General features: G+C 54.7%; 16 protein-coding genes. 14 read left to right on the forward strand and 2 right to left on the reverse strand.

Features of this window, described 5'->3' with window-relative positions; translation table 11 throughout:
- Positions 1-6: 6 nt before the first annotated feature.
- The gene (locus ACIKP9_RS11615) at positions 7-1,785 is read right to left on the reverse strand and encodes an EAL domain-containing protein (protein ID WP_400882976.1); all 1,779 of its coding nucleotides are present in this window, start codon (positions 1,783-1,785) and stop codon (positions 7-9) included.
- A gap of 228 nt (positions 1,786-2,013) precedes the next feature.
- Between ACIKP9_RS11615 and gspG the strand changes: the two genes are divergently transcribed.
- From gspG to ACIKP9_RS11670, 11 genes are read left to right on the forward strand one after another with little or no spacing between them, the layout of a single operon-like run.
- On the forward strand, positions 2,014-2,442 hold the full coding sequence (gene gspG / locus ACIKP9_RS11620; RefSeq protein WP_400882979.1) for a type II secretion system major pseudopilin GspG: 429 nt from the start codon (positions 2,014-2,016) through the stop codon (positions 2,440-2,442).
- Position 2,443: 1 nt separating this feature from the next.
- Positions 2,444-3,628, forward strand: coding sequence for a type II secretion system F family protein (locus tag ACIKP9_RS11625; RefSeq protein WP_400882982.1), 1,185 nt, complete (start codon positions 2,444-2,446; stop codon positions 3,626-3,628).
- Complete coding sequence (locus ACIKP9_RS11630; RefSeq protein ID WP_400882985.1) at positions 3,625-5,301, forward strand: GspE/PulE family protein; 1,677 nt, start codon at positions 3,625-3,627, stop codon at positions 5,299-5,301. Before ACIKP9_RS11625 ends, ACIKP9_RS11630 begins: the two co-directional genes overlap by 4 nt.
- Positions 5,282-6,076: a hypothetical protein gene (locus tag ACIKP9_RS11635; RefSeq protein ID WP_400882988.1), complete on the forward strand. Its 795-nt coding sequence runs from the start codon at positions 5,282-5,284 to the stop codon at positions 6,074-6,076. The genes ACIKP9_RS11630 and ACIKP9_RS11635 overlap by 20 nt, the downstream gene beginning before the upstream one ends.
- A complete protein-coding gene (locus ACIKP9_RS11640) occupies positions 6,073-6,612 on the forward strand; it encodes a PilN domain-containing protein (protein WP_400882991.1) in 540 nt (179 codons plus the stop codon). Before ACIKP9_RS11635 ends, ACIKP9_RS11640 begins: the two co-directional genes overlap by 4 nt.
- Before the next feature lie 11 nt (positions 6,613-6,623).
- The gene (locus ACIKP9_RS11645) at positions 6,624-7,208 is read left to right on the forward strand and encodes a hypothetical protein (protein WP_400882993.1); all 585 of its coding nucleotides are present in this window, start codon (positions 6,624-6,626) and stop codon (positions 7,206-7,208) included.
- The gene (locus ACIKP9_RS11650) at positions 7,205-7,825 is read left to right on the forward strand and encodes a hypothetical protein (RefSeq protein WP_400882996.1); all 621 of its coding nucleotides are present in this window, start codon (positions 7,205-7,207) and stop codon (positions 7,823-7,825) included. The genes ACIKP9_RS11645 and ACIKP9_RS11650 overlap by 4 nt, the downstream gene beginning before the upstream one ends.
- On the forward strand, positions 7,826-9,775 hold the full coding sequence (locus ACIKP9_RS11655; RefSeq protein ID WP_400882999.1) for a secretin N-terminal domain-containing protein: 1,950 nt from the start codon (positions 7,826-7,828) through the stop codon (positions 9,773-9,775).
- Between the two features lies 1 nt (position 9,776).
- Positions 9,777-10,253: a type II secretion system protein gene (locus ACIKP9_RS11660; RefSeq protein ID WP_400883002.1), complete on the forward strand. Its 477-nt coding sequence runs from the start codon at positions 9,777-9,779 to the stop codon at positions 10,251-10,253.
- Positions 10,253-10,633, forward strand: coding sequence for a type II secretion system protein (locus ACIKP9_RS11665; RefSeq protein ID WP_400883005.1), 381 nt, complete (start codon positions 10,253-10,255; stop codon positions 10,631-10,633). The genes ACIKP9_RS11660 and ACIKP9_RS11665 overlap by 1 nt, the downstream gene beginning before the upstream one ends.
- A complete protein-coding gene (locus tag ACIKP9_RS11670) occupies positions 10,620-11,345 on the forward strand; it encodes a type II secretion system protein (RefSeq protein ID WP_400883008.1) in 726 nt (241 codons plus the stop codon). The genes ACIKP9_RS11665 and ACIKP9_RS11670 overlap by 14 nt, the downstream gene beginning before the upstream one ends.
- 354 nt (positions 11,346-11,699) lie before the next feature.
- On the opposite strand, the gene ACIKP9_RS11675 is transcribed toward ACIKP9_RS11670, so the two are convergent.
- Complete coding sequence (locus tag ACIKP9_RS11675; protein ID WP_400883011.1) at positions 11,700-12,287, reverse strand: lytic transglycosylase domain-containing protein; 588 nt, start codon at positions 12,285-12,287, stop codon at positions 11,700-11,702.
- Positions 12,288-12,473: 186 nt separating this feature from the next.
- On the opposite strand from ACIKP9_RS11675, the gene epsA reads away from it, so the two are divergent.
- The 3 genes from epsA to ACIKP9_RS11690 all read left to right on the forward strand — a co-directional run bounded on the left by epsA (position 12,474) and on the right by ACIKP9_RS11690 (position 15,888).
- Positions 12,474-13,343, forward strand: coding sequence for an XrtB/PEP-CTERM-associated transcriptional regulator EpsA (gene epsA / locus ACIKP9_RS11680; RefSeq protein ID WP_400883014.1), 870 nt, complete (start codon positions 12,474-12,476; stop codon positions 13,341-13,343).
- A gap of 266 nt (positions 13,344-13,609) precedes the next feature.
- Complete coding sequence (locus tag ACIKP9_RS11685; protein WP_400883017.1) at positions 13,610-14,392, forward strand: PEPxxWA-CTERM sorting domain-containing protein; 783 nt, start codon at positions 13,610-13,612, stop codon at positions 14,390-14,392.
- 80 nt (positions 14,393-14,472) lie between these two features.
- Positions 14,473-15,888, forward strand: a complete 1,416-nt coding sequence (locus ACIKP9_RS11690; protein ID WP_400883020.1) for a hypothetical protein — start codon at positions 14,473-14,475, stop codon at positions 15,886-15,888.
- Positions 15,889-16,047 lie beyond the last annotated feature (159 nt).

The raw sequence follows: 16,047 nt of genomic DNA on the forward strand, positions 1-16,047 counted from the left end.
CAAGCTTTACATATCAACCAGCGCATACTGGTCAGCCTGGTATTTGTACTCCGTCACCCAGCGCGTGAATTTTTCTGCTGGTAGTGGTTGTGAAAAGTGATAGCCCTGCACGAAGGTGCAGCCGCTGCTTTCTGCCCAGTGCAGCTCTACATCGGTTTCTACTCCTTCTGCCACCAGTTCCAGCGACATGCTGCGCGCCAAGGCAGCAATGGTCTTAACGATTTCTACGTTGATCGGCTCGTGTTCTATACCCTTGATGAAAGATTGGTCCACCTTGAGCCGGTCAATCGGGAATTTTCGCAGGTAGCTGAGGTTGGAGTAGCCGGTGCCGAAATCATCAATCGCGAGCTTGATGCCCAGCCCATGCAGCCTGCGCAAGGTTTTTACCACGGTATCAGCATCCTGCATGAACATGCTCTCGGTCAGTTCAAACTCGAGATAGCCAGGGTTGATGCCGGTATCGTGGATGATGGTTTCTACCATGTCGCAGAAATTGCTCTGGTAGAACTGCATGGCAGAAATATTGACCGAGATGCGCATGGGCTGGAACCCGGCTTGCAGCCAATGTTGATGCTGGCGACAGGCTTCCCGGATCACCCATTGGCCGATCGCGACGATCAAGCCGGTTTCCTCGGCAATTTCAATGAAATGAATAGGCGTGAGTAGGCCGCGATGTGGGTGGTGCCAGCGGATCAGGGCTTCCTTGCCGACGACCTTGCCGCTGTCGAGCGCGATCTGCGGCTGGTAATACAGTTCAAATTCGTTGCGTTCAATGGCGAGGCGCAAGTCTGTTTCTAGTGACATGCGATCCAGCGAGTAGAGCTGCATGCCGGCAGTGTAATGCCGGTAAGTGTTGCGGCCACCACGCTTGGCTTCATACATGGCGGCATCGGCTTTCACCAACAGGTTGTTGGCATCCTCGTCATCACGCGGATAGATGGCCGTGCCGATACTGGCCGAAATGAATACCTCGCGTCCCATGATCTGCTGGGGCAGTTTCAATGTGTCGAGTATGCGCCAGCACAAGGTATCAAGGTCTTTCTGGCTGCCAATATTCTCAACGATGATGGTGAATTCATCGCCTGAAAGGCGGGCCACGGTGTCCATTTCACGGGAGCAACGAGTGAGAATCCCCGCAAGCGCGATCAGTAACTGGTCGCCAAAGGCGTGTCCCATGGAGTCGTTAAAGTGCTTGAACTTGTCGAGGTCAATAAATAGCAGGCCGATTTGTGAGTTGGTGCGACAAGCTTCTGCCAGGGCCATGGATAGCCTGTCCATGAATAACACGCGGTTGGGTAGCTTGGTCAGCTGGTCAAAATGCGCAAGATAAAACAGGTTGGCTTGCTTGCGCTGCGTGATTTCATCCAGCAGATCATGCCCATTGGCAATCCCGACATAGCGCTCATGCTCTGTGACGATAAAGCCGCTCACCATGTGCTGCATGCCGGCATCAATAATGATGCGTGAAATGTCGTCGATGGAGGTATGGCTAGGCACGATCAATGGATGCTGATTCATGAATTCGGCAACAGGCTTCTTGCCATAAATTTCATGGGTATAAGGCTTGATAAAGGTTTCCATGAAGGCATGGCGTTCGACGATGCCTACTGGTTTGTGCTGTGCATTGACGACGGGTAGGGCAAAAATATGCTGGTTTTCCTGGAAAATATTCAGCACTGGCAGGCAAGGCATATCGTCGAACACGGGGGCAACTGTGCGCAATAAGCGTTTGACCGTTGGATTGTCGTCGCTGTGGATGAAGCGAAAGTGAGTAGCAGTATTCATGAGGCAGATTCGAGGCCTTCTAGAGTGAAATAAAGCGCTGCGTTGAGCGCTACATGTCGCGCTGATTATGCATGTCTACATTGCAAAATGATGACATCTAGCCTTGTTGCAAGGCCGGGATAGCAAGGCTTGTTGGCTGGGTTGAGTTTAATGAAAACGTCATAAAGCATGGCTATGCTGGGCGGCAAATCTTATGTATGAAAGCCAGGGACAGCCTGGCATGCCGCTATGAATAATCCTTATTCCACACACCGCGTTCAGGCAGGCTTTACCCTGCTGGAGTTGCTGGTGGTTCTCGTTATCCTGGGCTTGCTGGTGGGATATGTTGCGCCCAAGTATTTTGCCCAGCTTGGCAAATCTGAAGTCAAGACAGCGCGTGCCCAGATTGCGTCGCTGGAAAAGGCGCTCGATCAATATCGGTTGGATGTCGGGCACTACCCCACCACCGAGCAGGGTTTGCCTGCCTTGAATAGCGCCCCTGCGGGCGAAAGCAAGTGGGCGGGGCCTTACTTGCAGAAAAGTGTACCGAACGATCCCTGGGGGCGGCCATATCAATTCAAGTCGCCAGGCGAGCATGGCGACGTTGATCTCTATTCACTGGGCAAGGATGGCCAGCCTGGCGGTAGCGATGACAATGTCGATATCGTGAACTGGTGATATGCGCTATCAGGTACGGGCAATCAGTGCAGGCCGCCTGGTCTCGCTAGAGCTTGAGGCGCAACATGCCGAGGAGGCCGTAGCCAAGGCGCGCAGCCAAGGGTATGAAGTCCTGGCGACTAAATCTTCTGAGTCTAAGCGCTTAGCTGGAAGTAAGCGCACACGTTTCCCTTTGCTGTTGTTCAGTCAGGAGTTGCTCTCGCTACTCAAGGCCGGCCTGGGGCTGGTAGAGTCGCTCGAAGGCATTGCTGAAAAAGAGCAGCGCCCGGACATTGCCCAGGTGCTCAAAGGCGTGCTGGAAGCACTGTATCGCGGCCAGACATTCTCGGCGGCACTGGCAGCTTATCCTACTGCATTTCCTGGGTTGTATACCTCGATGGTCAAGGCTAGCGAGCGCACCGGCGATTTGCCTGAGGCACTGTTGCGCTATATCGGCTATGAGCAACAAGTCGAGGTATTGCGCAAGAAGCTGATTGCTTCATCTATTTATCCTTTCCTGCTCATCACTGTGGGTGGTCTGGTGGTGCTGTTCCTGCTGGGATATGTCGTGCCGCGTTTTTCGCAGATTTATGCCGATGCCGGTGAGAATCAGGCGTGGATGCTCAGCCTGGTGCTGGGCTGGGCCAATATCATGGAAACCCATGGTCAGAGCCTGTTGCTCGGCAGTGTCGTGTTACTAGGCCTGCTTGTCGCGGCATTGATGCGCCCCAAGGTGCGAGGACGCATCATGACCATGCTCTGGCGCTTGCCGACCATAGGCGAGCAGATGCGTGTGTTTCAGTTGGCGCGCTTTTACCGCACATTGGGCATGCTGCTGGAAGGGGGTATCACCATCAAGCAGGCGCTGGAAATGGCGCGCGGCCTGCTCACTGCTTCCATGCACCAAAGTCTGGACCAGGCCTCGAACTTGATCCGTGAGGGACGCTCCATTTCTGAGGCGATGGAAGTTGCTGGGCTGGTGACGCCAGTATCGTTGCGCATGCTGCGTGTAGGCGAAAAAAGCGGCGAGATGGGCAAGATGATGGAACATATTGCCACGCTGCATGACGAGGAAATCGCCCGTTGGCTGGAGTGGTTCACGCGCTTGTTCGAGCCGCTGCTCATGATTTTTATTGGCCTGATCATTGGTGCTGTCGTGGTGATGTTGTACATGCCGATCTTTGAACTTGCGGGTAGCCTGCAATGAGCGTGGCAGAGATGTTCAGCCAGGCGCATATCACGGAAGCGCGCCGTCTTGCGGCCAGTAGCAATCACGGCATCATGGATGCCTTGCAGGGCATGGCTGGTGTGGAAGATGATGCCTACGCGCAAGCGTTGGCTGCTGCCACGCAATTACGCCTGTTCAGCATGGAATCCCTGCATGCCATGCAGCCCGCATTCGAGCTCATGAGTTTTACCATGGCGAGTCGCTGGCAATGCCTGCCTTTGCGCGAAGGCAATGTGCTCTGGCTGGTGTTATCTAACCCATTTGATCAGGCTGCGCTGGATTGGGCGGCAGAGTGGCTGCCCGGCAGCTTTTCTACTGGCTTGGCGCATTTCCGCGATATTCAGGCCTATTTAAGCCGGCACGAGGAAGACCTGCGTGCCATGGATGGCAACCTCGCCAATATCGGGGAAGTGAGCGACATCCATCAGGCCGATGTTGAACACTTAAGCCTGCAAAGCATCCATGCCGATAGCAGCCCGGTGATTCGGATGGTGAACTCTACCTTGTACGATGCCTTGAAATCCGGAGTGAGCGACATTCATATGGAAAGCGTAGCTGCCGGGCTGGTGATCAAGTACCGCATCGATGGCGTGCTGGTGCATGTGGGTAGCATGCAGGGCGCAGACATGGCCGAGCAGGCTGTTTCGCGCGTCAAGATTCTGGCAGAGCTCGACATTGCTGAGCGCCGTGTGCCACAGGATGGCCGCTTCAAGGTGATGATGCAGGGGCGCGATGTCGATTTCCGCGTCTCCATCATGCCTAGCATTTATGGTGAAGACGCCGTGTTGCGGGTGCTGGACAGGAAGTCACTCTCCGACCAGGCCAAGGGCTTGTCGCTCAAGCAGCTCGGTTTTGACGATTACATCATCGAGGATTTTCGCCGCCTGGTGCGCGAGCCCTATGGCATGGTGCTGGTGACCGGGCCGACAGGTTCCGGCAAGACCACCTCGCTCTATGCCGCAATCACCGAGGTCAATCATGGCCACGACAAGATCATCACCATTGAAGACCCGGTGGAATACCAATTGCCCGGCGTGCTGCAAATCCCGGTGAACGAGAAGAAAGGCCTGACCTTTGCGCGTGGCCTGCGTTCCATTTTGCGCCACGATCCTGACAAGATCATGGTCGGTGAAATCCGCGACCCGGAAACCGCGCAGATTGCCGTGCAGTCAGCGCTGACGGGTCACTTGGTGTTCACTACACTGCATGCAAACAATGTGTTTGATGTGATTAGCCGCTTCCTGCATATGAATGTCGAGGCCTATAGCCTGGTGGCAGCCCTGAATGGCGTGATGGCGCAGCGCCTGGTGCGCCTGGTATGCCCGCACTGTGCCGAGGCCGTGCAGGTGGATGATGAGCTGTTGGCACAATCGCGCCTGAGTCGCGCAGAGGTAACGCATTACCAATTCAGGCAAGGCAAGGGTTGTGGCCATTGCCGCGGAAGTGGCTACAAAGGCCGCAAGGCGATTGCCGAACTGTTGGCGCTGGACGATGAGTTGCGCGAGATGATTATTGCGCGTGAACCTTTGCGCAAACTCAAGGAAGCAGGCCGCGCCCGTGGCATGAAGAGTCTGCGTGAAGCTGCCCTGGAAGCGGTTGCGCGTGGCGAGACGACATTAGAGGAGATCAATCGTGTCACGTTCGTGGCTTGATCGCTTGCTGCCCGCAGCATGGCAGCCTCGCGTCATGATGTATCTTCATCCACAGCATATCAGCTGGTCGCGCCAGGGTGCCGGGTTCAAGCGCACGCAGCTTGACCACGGCAGGCTAAACATCGAACACGAGGGCCGTGACTTGGCCCCATTGCTTGCACGATTACCGCAAGCAATGCAGGAGGCCGGTGTGGCCCGAACAAGGCTTGAAGTGGTGTTGTCCAGCGATTTCATGCGTTATGCCATCGTGCCCAACCCGGATGGTGCGACTAATCGTGAAGAACTGGGCATGTTGTGCCGCCATGCTTTTCAGCGTGTGCACGGCGACATTGTCACAGAATGGGATATCCAGCTTAGCTTGGCTGGGCTGGGTGGTAATGGGCTGGCCAGTGCAGTAGATCAGGCATTGCTGACGGCTTTGATGCAAGAGGTGGCGGAGGTAAAGGGCAAGCTGGTCAGCGTGCAGCCGGCGCTGGCTCATGCGTTTCAGTATGCTGCCAAGTCGTCCGCTGATGGCATTTTTGCGCTACGAGAATCTGGGCGGCTAAGCCTGTTGGCCTGGAAAAACCATAGCTGGGTGGCTGTCAGGTTGCAACCTATCACCGATGATTGGCAATCGGCGCTGGAAGCTGGCGTGCGTAGTTTGCGCCTGCAACTCGACATGGCCGATGCCACGCCATTACAGGTGTGTGAGCTGGCAGGCGATGCCATGCAGCCGCGCATGATGTCCTGGCAACCACAAGCGCACTGGACAATGGCGGGAGCGGGGGCATGAAGCTAACACTCAATCATGTGGCTGCGCCTGATCAGGGGGCCCGTTTCCTGATTGGCTTGGTGTTAGCGGCAGCACTGGCGTCGCTGTGTGGTTGGCAACTTATGCAAATGCGCACTGAGCGCAGTAGCCTGGAGCAACGCTTACAACAGGCGCAAGATGCCCGCAAGCCGGTGCAAGTCACTGCTATCCAGCCGCAAGCACTATCTGCCACACAAAAATCCGCGATCAAGGAGGCCAACACCATATTAGGTGAGCTGGGTCGCCCCTGGCCTGCCTTGCTCAATCGGCTGGAACAAGTCGCCCAGCCAGAAATCGCCTTGCTGGCGATACGGCCAGATGCTGCCAAGGGCAGGCTACGCCTCAAGGGAGAAGCCAAGGATATGCCTTCCCTGCTGGCGTATATGCAGCGGTTGGAAGCTGTGCCAGAAATGCAGGATGTCACCCTGGATGAGCACGAAATGATGGAAAAGCCGCAGGATGGCGGCATGGCGCATTTCATCCGCTTTGGCATCACTACCCGCTGGGGAGCTAGCTGATGCAGGCACTAATGAAACGCTCGCTTGATCTTCAGCACCTGCAATGGCTTGTGCGCCGTGTGCAATACCGCTTGGGTTGGCAAGGGATCGCCCTGGTGGCTGTGTTGTTGACGACGGTTTACCTGCTGGTGGCTGGGCTACTACCCTTGCAAAATGAGCTGATGCAACTGCGGCAGAACGTAGCAGCACAGGAAGCTACATTCAGCCTCAATCCGCAGCCGCAACGGCAGCCTGAGAGTTCACCCGAACAAACACTGGCGCAGGAGTTGGCGGAATTTGATACACGTTTTCCTGATATTCAGCGCTTGCCAGATGAGCTGGGCGTTTTGTTCCGCTTGGCAGAGGGGCATGGCTTGCCGGTGGTTAAAGGCGAGTATTCACTCACTGAAAAGCGACAAGGCAATTTACGCCGTTTTGAGGCCAGTGTGCCGGTGAACGGCAGTTACCAGGAGGTAAAGGCATTGGTGCTGGATATCCTGGATGCCTTGCCCAACGTAGCACTGGCCGAGCTGGGTTTTGAGCGTGGCGAGGCCGTGGAGGCAGAAATCAAGACGCGTTTGCGCTTGGTGTTCTTCATCAGGAAGCGTGCTGTATGAGTGCGTCCACTACATCTACGGCGAAAACACGGCCATGGTTGCTGGTGCTGGGGTTATTGCTGACACTGGCGCTGGTATTCAGCATGGAGGATGAGGAGGACGGTGAGCTATTGGCCACCTCACATCCAGCACGTACTCGCCCCCTTGCTGCCAGCAAACCCGTGACGGATGTTGTTACTGATGCGGAAGCAAGACAACACTATCTGGATTGGGCCTTGCTACAAGGCCGCCATGTCGATGCCCAGGCTCAGCTTGCGCAAGCTGATCTGTTCAAGCCACAGCATTGGTACGTGCCGCCCGTGAAAACCGCGGCAGAGTTGGCACCGCCGCCGCCAGTGGCACCAGCGCCTGGCTTTGCCTATATCGGCAAGCTGGAAGATGGGCCGCAGGGCACCGTGATCTTGCTTGCCAGTGCCAGCCAGGTTTATTCCATTGCCGTTGGCGACAATGTGGACCGCACCTGGCGCCTGGATAAGGAAGATGAGCAAAACCTCTACCTGACCTATTTACCGCTTAACTTGCCCAAAACCTTGCTCAAGAAAAGCAAGCTGGCGGCGACCGTGAATCCTGCCAGCCATTTGCCGGTAGACCCGGATGATTTACAGGGGAATCTCTAAATGTTGTTGAGTTCTGCATGGCGCATGAGCAGCCTGCTTGTGACGTTACTGGTGCTGTCTTCATGTGCACTGACTCCTTGGCCCAAGCCTGGATTTCCAGGCGATACGCCGGAGGAAAAGATTGCCAATACGCAGGTGGAGCGCGCCAACAAGCCTGAGGGCGTGAAGGAACGCCAGCGTGCACGCGTCGCGACCGAGCAGGGCGTCAGCCAATTATTGACCGAAGCCGAGGCCGCATTGCGCGACAGGCGCATGGCGGATGCGGGCGAGCTGTTTCGCCGCGTATTGGTGATCGAGCCTGATAATCCGCGGGCACAATCCGGGCAATTGCTGATTGATAGTCTACGCAAACATGCAGAGCAGGTGGAGTATGCCCGGCAGTTGCTGGAAAAGGGCGATGCGGATGCTGCACGCGATGTATTGCACCAAGTGCTGCTGGAAGCACCGCAGGACGAGGATGCGCTCAGGTTGCAACGCGAAATTCGCCAGCAGCGCAGTCATGTGCGTATGGAGCCGCCCAAGCTGAAGCCTGCGTTTAGCAAACCCGTGAGCCTGGAGTTGCGCGATGCCAATATCAAGATGGTATTTGAGGCTTTGTCGCGTGCCACCGGCATTAATTTTATCCTCGATAAAGACATCAAGCCTGAGACCAAGGCGACGGTATTTATCAAGAAATCGCCTATCGATGAAGCGATCGAAATGGTGCTGGCGACCAATGGTTTGCAGAAAAAGGTGTTGTCCGAGAACACCGCACTGGTGTTCCCCAATACGGCAGCCAAGCTCAAGGATTACCAGGATTTGGTGATCCGCAACTTCTACCTGACGAATGCAAAGGCCAAGGATGTCTCTGCGATGGTGAAGACCATGCTCAAGACCAAGGACATTCACACCGATGAGCGACTCAACATGATCGTGATCCGCGATACGCCGGAAGTGGTGCGTATCGCTGAGAAACTGGTGGCGGCCAATGACCTGGCCGACCCGGAAGTGATGCTGGAAATTGAAGTGATGGAAGTCACGCGCGAGCGACTGCAAGAGCTGGGGATTGAATATCCAACTTCATTGACGGCATCGGCAGGGTTGTCGATAGACGCAATGAGGAGCAACAATTCCAGTACTTATTTGTTTGATGCCAACCCCAGCCTGAATTTCAAGAAGACAACGGGTGACATTAATATCCTTGCCAATCCACGCATACGCGTGCGCAACAACGACAAGGCGCAAGTGCTGGTGGGCGACAAGGTGCCAGTGATTACGACAGTGGCCACCGCTGGCGTTGGCTCTTCGCAGACAGTGCAGTATCTGGATGTGGGCCTCAAGCTCGAAGCCGAACCGCGCATTACATTGGATGATTACGTCAATATCAAGATTGCGCTGGAAGTTTCTTCGCTCGGCACCTCCACGACATTGCAAGGCGGTGGCGTGGTGTACCAGATCGGCACCCGCAATGCGAGTACCCTGCTGCGGCTGCGGAACGGTGAGACACAAATACTGGCGGGCTTGATCAACGATGAAGAGCGCAAAAACACAAGCCGCTTGCCAGGCTTGGGCGATATTCCATTGCTGGGCCGCTTGTTCTCCAACCAGGTTGATAACCGCAAGAAAACTGAAATCGTGCTGGCGATTACGCCGCGCGTGGTGAATAACATCAGCCGTCCTGAATCCGAAGTCATGGAATATTGGTCAGGTACCGAAAGCGGCATTAGTGATCATCCGCAGATCAATGTGCCAGGCACTGGGGTGGCAGGCAATATGAATATGCGCGAGATGATGATGCAGCGTTTGCGGCCTGCTGAGGCGATCACGCCCGAGCCAGAACCTACGGTAGCGCCTAGCGAAGATAGCCAGCCTGCCCAGGATAACTTCATGTCCACACAGCCCAAGCCGGTAGTGCCATTGGTGACGCCAGCCGTCGTGGTGCCTAAGACCAGCACGCAACAAGGTCAGTAACGTGAGGCAATCCCAGGCCGGATTTACGCTGATTGAACTGGTGGTGACGTTGACTATAGTCAGCATCCTCGCCAGCGCCTTGATCCCACTTGGGCAGTGGAGCGTCAAGCGTCAGCAAGAAGCCGAGTTACGCCAGGCCTTGCGCGATATTCGCACTGCGATTGATGCTTACAAAAAAGCGGTGGAAGACGGCAAGGTGATCGTCAGTGCTGAAGCGTCGGGCTACCCGCCTAACCTTGGCGTGCTGGCGAATGGTGTGCCGGATGCCAGCAGTGACAAGAAGCGCCTGATCCGCTTCATGCGTCGCTTGCCACGCGACCCGATGTTCCCGGAAAAAGACGTAGCCGCGCAGGATACCTGGGGCAAGCGCAGCTATGCCAGCCCGCCCGATGCGCCGCAGGCAGGCGCAGATGTATTTGATGTGTATTCCCTCAGCAACGGCACTGGCCTCAATGGCATTGCCTACCGGGAGTGGTGATGCAGCGGAAATGGATGCGAGGATTCACGCTGGTGGAGTTGCTGGTGGTCATGGCGATTCTCATGCTGCTGATCACTGTTGCTGCGCCACGTTATTTCAATGGTGTTGAGCGAGCCAAGGAATCGGCCCTGAAGCAGACGCTGGCGGTGGTGCGTGATGCCATCGACAAATTCCACGCCGACAACGCGCGCTATCCTGAATCGTTGGAGGAGCTGGCCGAGCGCAAGTATATCCGCACTGTGCCGCAGGACCCGATCACAGAAAGTAGTGATAGCTGGCAGATTGTGGCGCCTGAGGAAGATATGCCAGGCGAGCTATATGACCTGCATAGTGGCGCAGAGGGTCAGGCAGCGGATGGTTCGCTCTATGCTGAGTGGTAAGGCACAAGCCGGCTTTACCTACATAGGCTTGTTGATGATGATGGCTATCAGCGGCATTGGCCTCGCGGCGTTGGGGGAGGCCTGGCATACGGCTTCGCAGCGCGACAAAGAGCAAGAGCTACTTTTCGTTGGCGCGCAGATGCAGGCTGCCATCAAGCAGTATTACCAGCAGACACCCAGCCCGATCAAGGAATACCCCGCTACCCTGCAAGCCCTGTTGCTAGATAAACGCGGCCCCAAGCCACAACATCACCTGCGCAGGATCTATATCGACCCAATGACGGAGAGCAAGGAGTGGGGCTTGATCAAGGAGCAGGAACGTATTGTCGGTGTGTATAGCCGCTCTACTGCTAGGCCATTCAAGCAGGAGGGTTTCAGCGAAGCTTATCAGGGATTTGCAGGCGCTAAGAGCTATCAGGATTGGCAATTCTCAGCCAAGCAGGGGGCAGATAGCGCTGCCAGCAGCGCCAATGCTCGCACCCCAGCCAACTCCCAGTCAGCAACAGCATCACCGGCATCTCCTTCGTCAGCGACCATGGCTGCTGTTGCGGGCAATGGCAGTGCAGGTAGTCCTGAGAAATACGCCAGTTGTGGTGCTACGCTGGATGCTGCCAATCTGGCTTGTCATAGCGGGTGTGGCGCGTTGACATCGCCAGCGTGCCAGAGTTGTTTGGGGACGGCATTCAATAGTTATCGGCAGTGCTTGCGTTAAAAAGGCACAAGGCAGGATGATCGATGCTGCCTTGTAGTTTTCAATTGAAATTGTTGGTCTTGCCATGATTGAAAACTATTGCACCGTTGCCTTTCGCTTGCCAGCGAGTTCCTTTATTTTGTTTCGCCAAAATAAAGGAACCAAACAAAAGGCGACCCCGGAGTCTACGCCGGGAGCAAGCTCCCGGTACCCTGCGTTGCTCAATCTGTCTGGGAGCTTGCTGAACTCGCTGCGCTCAGACAGACGCAAGCTCTTTGTCCAGACAGATTTCCGCTACTCGGCGCAGCCAGACGGGGAAGATAACGTCAACAGCCACAGCAACTGGGCATTGCTACGCTCGCCCTTGATTGTGTGTTAATTCGTGCTAGTGATGCGTTGGTATGTCTGTAATACCTTGGGAACGTAAGCCTGGGTTTCCGCAAATGGCGGGATAACATTGCCATGACGCTTTACCGCACCTGGCCCGGCGTTATAGGCGGCGAGGGTCAGGCTGAGGTTGCCATCGAAAGTGCGTTGCAGTTGGCCGAGGTAACGTGCGCCCGCCATGATGTTTTGCACTGGGTCGTAAGCGTCACTCACACCTAGCTGGCGTGCGGTAGCAGGCATGAGTTGCATCAACCCGGCAGCACCGCGTGGGGAAACCGCATGCACTTGGTAGCCAGATTCAGCCTTGATGACGGCATGCAGTAGTGCGGGGTCTAGCTGGTTGGCTTGTGCCGCGGTGGTGATGACCTCATGGAAAGGCAAGGTGCGGGTGCCTGGAGACGATGGTGATCCCCCGGCTTCAGTGATGCGCCAGGCGCAATCAGGTGCTGTGCTGGTATTGGAAATATGCAGCACTTCTTCGCCGTCATCGTGCAGGCAAATATCGGCACGCGATTCCGGGATTAGTGAAAGCCAGGTCCAGAAGGCCAGGATGAAGATCAAACCAAGTTTCGTCATGACCATTAGCGTGACGCATGGGTATGACGTGCGCATGAAGGCTGAAAAGTGCAGGACTAGTTCTTTGTGACTAGGGTAAGGCGATCTTTTGTCATGTGTTGTTGCTATAACCCCATGGGTACAAACGAGGCTTGCGATGAGAGAGGATATCGCTCGATATTGCAATGATAATGCCACGCCGTTTTCATGGGATTGAAACCTGAGTGCCAGACAATGCGCATAGGGGAGGACGGTCATTTGCTGCTACAACAATCATTCGGGGTTATGGATAACTATAACAAGGATCTCACGCCAGATCAGGCTAGCGCTTTTCTGGAGGTGGTTGATGCATCCTTGCGGATCAAGAAAAAGGCACAGTTTTTTTCTTGGTTGCAGGGTCATTTTCAGTTTTTGCTACCGCATGAAGTATTACTCTGCGGTTTTGCCATTGGCGCGGGTCGCGTATTTTCGCTGGAGACATTCAGTAGCACGCGCTATGTGACCGATGCGCATGTGACCATCGCGATGGATGAAGAGTCAGGCGTGCTGATGAAGGCGATTCAGTCTTGGCAGCATACTTCGCAGCCAGTGTTAGTTGATCCTTATCTTAAAGATGGTCATTTTGGCAGTTTTACCGTGCCGAAAATCGATGCTGGCAACCTGCAGGAAAGTGAGTTGCGTAATCTTGCGGCCTACGGCTTATCTTCCGCCGATGGCAGTATTTCCTCTTTCTTCTGTTTTTCACGCGTGGCTGGTGAGCTTGGTGCCAATCATGCCTACATGCTGGAGTTACTGGTGCCTTATTTGCATTCCGTGCTCATGCGTGTGAGTGAAGGGGTGACCAATATCAATGAGGTGCTGGGCGATGGTGCGACAGCAGGCTTGATCACCGCTCGCGAGAAAGAAATCCTGCAATGGGTGCACACCGGCAAGAGTAATTGGGAAATTGCCACTATCCTTGAAATCAGCCCATTGACGGTAAAAAACCACATGCAAAACATCCTGCGCAAGTTGGATGTTCAAAACCGCAGCCATGCGGCAGCCAAGGCTTCTCGTCTCGGCCTGATTCGCCACTAAGCCTGCGTTTTCCTTACCTTAGACAAGCGGCGTACCTGCCTGCTTGTCTCTCTGTGAGCCTTGCTCATTCAATACCAGTTCAACCTAGTCCTAAAGAACTAGAGCGAGACCATACCTACTTCATATTCCATTTTTAAGATGCTCCCAGTCGCGAATTTTGAGAAGGCGCAGTTGGGTACGTTCGGTAGTGTGCAGCGTGACGAATGTAGCGGCTCAAAGATGTTTCGTAAGTGTTCTGCTTTTAAATTTTTTCGGGAGTAATAACCATGAATTTCAAGATGAAGGCTTTGGTTGCCGCTGCTGTTGCTGCAATGAGTGTTTCTGGTGTGGCTAGCGCTGCGATGACTGATGGTAAGACGAATAGCAGTAGTTTGGTATTGACCATTATTGATGCTACTAACAATGTTTCAGCCACTTTTGACCTAGGCTTTGATTACGCAGGTTTCTCTGTGGGTGGTGCTTCCTCCGCTTCCAGCTTTAGCTGGAACCTAGCTACCGGTGACTACGCTGATGCATGGAGCGCTATCACTGGTGCTGGTAGCACACTGTCCTGGGCTGTTGCTGCAACTGACTATGTAGGTAGCATCAATGAAGCTGGTTCCATGGGTTTTATTACGACTTTCCGTGCAGGTCAGACACTGCCTGATAGCCTGCGCATGGCTCAATTCGGCGCTCCTCAAGCTCAATTCGACCGTTACGTTAACGCTAACAACGCTCTGGGTAACCACGGCTCTGTCGAGAATGGTGCCAGCACAGGTAACACTGGCAATGCCTACGGTGGTCAGTTCTACGTTGGTAACAAGTTCTACGGCATTGGCCCTCTGGTAACTGGCGCTATCGGTGACGAACTGGGTGTTGTTCAGTACTACAGCGCAGTTGGTTCCCTGGGTAAGCTGACATTCGCTGAATACGATGCTTCATTCAAGCTGGATGCCAATGGTGTTCTAACTTATGCCGTTGCTGCTGTACCTGAGCCAGAAACTTATGCCTTGTTGTTGGCAGGTCTTGGCTTGGTAGGTGCCGCTGCACGTCGTCGCAAGGCTGCTTAATAGCAGTCGGTTCCCATCCCACAAGGGTGGGAACCATTCCTTGGAAATATCCAATAAAGATTGATCACTGGGAGTTTCAAATGCAAGTAAAACAAATGATTCTGGCTGTTGCGGCCACCCTGGCTGCTGGTTCCGTACTGGCTGCCCCTGTAACCCCTGCGCAGATCGGTGCTGCTCGTACAGCTGGTACCCTGCAAGAGACATGGATCTCTGGGGCTTCTGCTCCTACTTTCAACATCTTCCGTGGTTTTGAACTGGGTTGCGACGCTAACTCCGTATCCCTGTTCTCTAACTCCAGCTCCGACACCAGCGTTCGCCCTGGTTCCCTGGGTAACTACGCTGCTTACGCCTGTACACGTGGCGGCCGCGTTTCCGTGGTTTACCACACGGTATTCGACGGTTCCCTGAATGCCTACGCTCCACACATCAATGGCACTCAACTGCAACGTCTACGCCGCCTGGAAAACGCCAGCTGCGCAATTGCAACCAGCGCTTTCCCTGGTCACGTTAACTACAAGAGCTGCACACTGGTAAACCCAGCTGCTACTCCTGACGGTGCTGTTGCCAAGCCAGCTGGTGGTTTCTCCGACGTTGAAGCTTCCCTGTTCGGTTTTGACGTTTCTACAGCTGGTACTGAAGTTGAAGCCAACGTAGGTCAAACCTTCGGTGTGGCCGTGACTATTCCTCTGTACCGTGCCCTGCAGGTTGCACAAGGCATCTACGCTTCTACAGCTGCTGCCAACGCTGCTGATGCTGCTTTTAGCCCAGCTAATGCTCCTAACATCTCTTCCTCTCAGTACACATCCATCGTGGCTCAGTTCTCTGGCTACCAGTCCGACTGGTCCCCACTGGTTGGTGATGCAGGTGCAGGCAAGGCTGTTTACCTGGAGCGTCGTGTTGCCAGCTCCGGTACACAAGCTAGCTCCAACGCTTACTTCCTGAAGAACCCATGCTCCACAGCAGGTCTGGAGCCAGCTGCAGCGGTTGATAGCGGCGGTAGCTTCTTCGTCACTGAGCACAGCGGTTCCGGTAACGTGAAGACTGCTTTGACAACTCGTGGTACCAACAACCAGTTCGCTATCGGTGTTCTGTCCATGGAAAACAACTGGCGCTCTGAGTCTGCTGCTAACGCTGGTTACCGTTACCTGAAGCTGGATGGTGTTCACCCAGAAGCCGGTACAGTTGACGTTAACGCCAACGGTACTGCTGATGGCCTGGAATTCGCTCGCGAATCCGCCATCAACGGCAACTACGGTTTCCACATCGAAATGCGTTCTTTCGTGGCTAACACTGCCGATACCTTCGGTCGCAACCTGATCCCAGCGATCACTTCCGCACTGGGTAACCCTAATAACTGCGCTGACGTACCACGTGGTCTGACACTGAACCCACTGGGCGGCTCCAGCTGCAGCACAGGTAGCTCTAGCGAGCTGGCTGTTGTTGCTAAGGGTACACGCTTCGGTAACAACTGCGCTGCACAGCAACTGTTCAACTAATACAGCAATAACAAGGGTGAATACCCTGTGATGCACTCGCACTTTCCTGCTCAAGCAGGAAAGTGCTTTTTACTCTCATTCGTCATGGACATGTCATAAGTCATTTCTATGATATGCCCCACTACGGTTGGGGTAATTAAACACCAAGAACCCTCACCG

The organism is Methylobacillus methanolivorans, from assembly GCF_044751345.1.
Taxonomy (GTDB): domain Bacteria; phylum Pseudomonadota; class Gammaproteobacteria; order Burkholderiales; family Methylophilaceae; genus Methylobacillus; species Methylobacillus methanolivorans.